This window comes from Vibrio sp. OPT46 (assembly GCF_015163535.1).
Lineage (GTDB): Bacteria > Pseudomonadota > Gammaproteobacteria > Enterobacterales > Vibrionaceae > Vibrio > Vibrio alginolyticus.
Genome location: NZ_JADDYG010000795.1, coordinates 1 through 223 on the forward strand (window position 1 = coordinate 1; position 223 = coordinate 223).

Below are 223 nucleotides of genomic sequence, written 5' to 3' on the forward strand. Positions count from 1 at the left end.
TTTCTCTCGATTTTAGGTCTAAGCCCGGGCGAGCATAAATATCGCCAAACGGATACTCAATGGTGTACTGAGCTAAATCTGGACAAATATCTTGTAAGGTTTCGATGACATTATGACCAGCGTCGCCATCAATTTGAGAGAGTAGTTCTAATCCTTTGTTAAAGCGTGATTGTTCCATCGGTATGTTCCTAGTGAATAAACGTAAACACACCTTAATCGTTAG

The 223-nt window shown here is 40.4% G+C and carries 1 protein-coding gene; it reads right to left on the reverse strand.

The window, feature by feature from the left end:
• A partial coding sequence (locus tag IQR33_RS27830; protein WP_416222701.1) for a carboxymuconolactone decarboxylase family protein occupies positions 1 to 178 on the reverse strand: 178 nt, incomplete at its 3' end.
• Positions 179 to 223 lie beyond the last annotated feature (45 nt).